The sequence below is a fragment of the Thermodesulfobacteriota bacterium genome, assembly GCA_040755095.1.
GTDB lineage: Bacteria > Desulfobacterota > Desulfobulbia > Desulfobulbales > JBFMBH01 > JBFMBH01.
Genome location: JBFMBH010000223.1, coordinates 1 through 3,407, shown reverse-complemented (window position 1 = coordinate 3,407; position 3,407 = coordinate 1). Strand labels below are relative to the sequence as shown.

Genomic DNA, 3,407 nt, shown 5'->3' with positions numbered 1-3,407 from the left:
CCAGCATCGCCACCACCCAGATCTACACCCACGTCGACGGCGAGCGGCTGAAGAGGATCCACCAGCGCCATCACCCGAGGGCGTAAGGCATGCAGGTCATCACCACCCACCTCAATGCCGACTTCGACGCCCTGGCCTCCATGATCGCGGCCAAGAAGCTTTATCCGGAGGCGGTCCTGGCCTTCTCCGGCTCCCAGGAGAAAGGCCTGCGCCTGTTCTTCGTCCAGTCCTTGCAGTACATGTACGATTTCGCCCGCCTCAAGAAGATCGCCCTGGAGGAGGTGGATCACCTCATCGTCGTCGACACCCGGCAGCCGAAGCGGATCGGCAATTTCGCCAAGTGCCTGGCCAATCCCGGCCTGCGGCTGCACCTGTATGACCACCACCCGGACGCGCCGGACGACATGCACGGCGAGCTGGAGGTGGTGCGGCCGGTGGGCTCCACGGCCACCATCCTCACGGGCCTCCTCCGGGAGCGGGGCCTGGCGCTCACTGCCCAGGAGGCCACCCTCCTGGCCCTGGGCATCTACGAGGACACCGGCTCCTTCACCTTTGCCTCCACCTCCCCGGAGGACCTGATGGCGGCCAGCCACCTCCTGGCCGCTGGCGCCAACGTCCACACCATCGCCCATTTCATCACCCACGAGCTGACCACCGAGCAGGTGGGCCTGCTCTCCGAGCTCATCCGCTCGGCCCGCACCTATGCCGTGCAGGGCACCGACATCACCGTCGCCCGCCTGAGCCTGGCCGAGTATGTGGACGATTTTGCCCTCATCGTCCGCCGCTTCATGGAGATGGAGAACCTCAACGTTCTCTTCGCCCTGGCCTACATGGGCGACCGGGTCTATCTCATCGCCCGCAGCCGGCTGCCGGAGGTCAATGTCGGCGACATCGCCACCGCCTTCGGCGGCGGCGGCCATGCCTCGGCCGCCTCCGCCACCATCCGGGATGCCACCCTGATCGAGGCCGAAGAAAGGCTCCTGCAGCTTCTGCACGAGCAGGTGCAGCCCCGGAGCGTCGCTGCCGAGATCATGTCCCGGCCGGTGATCTCCGTGGAGCCGGAGCTGTCCATGGAGGCGGCCAACCAGGTGCTGACCCGGTACAACATCACGGTGCTGCCGGTGATGAAGGACCACCAGACCCTCCAGGGCCTCATCTCCCGGCGGGTGATCGAAAAGGCCATCTTCCACAAGCTCGGCGCCCTGCCGGTCTCGGAGTACATGACCACCGAGTTCGCCACCCTGCCGCCCACCGCCTCTCTGGCCGCCATCCAGGAGCTGATCATGGGCAACCGCCAGCGCTTCATCCCGGTGGTGGAGGGCGACCAGGTCAAGGGGGTGATCACCCGCACCGATCTCCTTAACCTGGTGGTGAACGAGCCGGCGCTCCTGACCCGCAAGATCCCCCTGGCCGAAGAGGCGCCGGCCACCGAGCGCTTCCGCAATGTCAACCAGCTGCTGGTGGAGTGCCTGGACCGGGAGACAACAGTGCTCCTGCGCACCATCGGCGAGGTGGCGGCCCGGCTGGGCTATTCCGCCTTTGCCGTGGGCGGCTTTGTCCGGGATCTTCTTCTGCACCACCGCAACCTGGACCTGGATATCGTGGTCGAGGGCGACGGCATCGCCTTTGCCAAGGAGCTGGCCCGGCTGTTCCATGCCCGGCTGCGCACCCACGAGAAGTTCAACACCGCCATGGTCATCCTGCCCGGCGGGCTGCAGATCGATGTCGCCACCGCCCGGGTGGAGTACTACGAGTATCCGGCTGCCCTGCCCACGGTGGAGCTGTCGTCCATCAAGCTCGACCTCTACCGCCGGGACTTCACCATCAACGCCATGGCCATCCACCTCAATCCGGACCGCTTCGCCACCCTGGTGGACTTCTTTGCCTGCCAGCGGGACATCAAGGAGGGGCAGATCCGGGTTCTGCACAACCTGTCCTTTGTGGAGGACCCCACCCGGGTCTTCCGGGCGGTGCGCTTCGAGCAGCGGCTGGGCTTCCGCATCGGCCCCCATACCGCCAAGCTGATCAAGAATGCGGTACGGATGAGCTTTTTCAACCGCTTCTCCGGCCGCCGCTTCTTTGGCGAGCTCTGTCTGATTCTGGGCGAGGAGGACCCGCTGGCCGCCATCCAGCGCCTGGCAGACTTCGACTGCCTGCGCTTCCTCCACCGGGATCTGCGTCTGACCCCGCGCCTGGAGCGGCAGCTGGCCGATACCCACCGGGTGCTGGGCTGGCACCGGCTGCTGTACCTGGACGAGCCCTGCCAGCACTGGATGGTCTACCTGCTGGTGCTTCTGGCACCGCAACCGGTCTCGGAATGCCAGGACTTCTGCCACCGTTTCGAGGTGCCCAGCCGCCTGGCGGCGATCTTCCTCCAGAACAAGGTCTTCGGCGACAAGGTGCACAAGAGCCTCAGTCGCCGCGCCTCCATCCGGCCCAGCGAGATCTACCGCCTCCTGGGCGGCCTGTCCATCGAGGGCATCCTGGCGACCATGGCCCTCACCCCCAGGGAATCCGCGCAGAAGGCCATCTCCAGCTACGTGACCAGCCTGCGCAGCACCCGGACCATCCTGGACGGTACCGATCTCAAGGCCCTGGGCTATCAGCCGGGTCCCGTCTTCAAGTCCATCCTCGCCCAGCTCCTGGAGGCGCGCCTGGACGGCGAGGTGGCCAGCCGGGACGACGAGGAGGCCTATGTCCTGGCGCACTTCCCCCAGCCTGCCGGCCGCAGCCGCCGGGGGGGGGCCGCAGCCAGCCGCCCGGCGGCCGGATCATGAGCCTGCACGAGACCATCTCGGAGCTGGTTCTCCTCCTGCCCGGGTTCCTCCTGGCCATCACCGGCCACGAGCTGGCCCACGGCCTTGTCGCAGACCGGCTCGGCGACCCCACCGCCCGGCGTCTGGGCCGCCTGACCGCCAACCCCCTGGCCCACCTTGACCCTTGGGGCACCCTCATCTTCTTCGTGGCCAAGATCGGCTGGGCCAAGCCGGTGCCGGTGACCCCCAGCCATTTTGCCCGGCCGCGCCGGGATCTCATGCTGGTCTCCCTGGCCGGTCCGGCCGCCAACCTCATCCTGGCCGTAGCCAGTGCCGGGGCCTTGAAGCTCCTCATTCTGGCTGGCCCGCTCCTGCCCGCCTTCTTCCTGCGACCGCTTCTGGGCATGTGCCTGGCCAGCGTCTGGATCAACCTTCTGCTGGCGGTCTTCAACTGCCTGCCGGTGCCGCCCCTGGACGGGAGCAAGGTGCTGGCCGGCCTTCTGCCCCCGGCCCTGGCCCAGGCGTACAGCGGGCTGGAGCGGTTCGGCTTTCTTATCCTGCTCATTCTGGTGGCTACCGGCACCCTGTCCCGGATCATCAGTCCGGTCATCCATCTCGCCCAGCAGCTGCTGCTCGGCTGAGGACGTGGCC

Annotated in this window: 2 protein-coding genes; both read left to right on the top strand. The window is 67.2% G+C overall.

Features of this window, described 5'->3' with window-relative positions:
• Nucleotides 1-89 precede the first annotated feature (89 nt).
• Nucleotides 90-2,777 (top strand): CBS domain-containing protein, encoded by a 2,688-nt coding sequence (locus tag AB1634_19025; GenBank protein ID MEW6221605.1) that lies wholly within the window; start codon nt 90-92, stop codon nt 2,775-2,777.
• Complete coding sequence (locus tag AB1634_19020; GenBank protein MEW6221604.1) at nt 2,774-3,397, top strand: site-2 protease family protein; 624 nt, start codon at nt 2,774-2,776, stop codon at nt 3,395-3,397. The genes AB1634_19025 and AB1634_19020 overlap by 4 nt, the downstream gene beginning before the upstream one ends.
• The last annotated feature ends 10 nt before the right edge of the window (nt 3,398-3,407 follow it).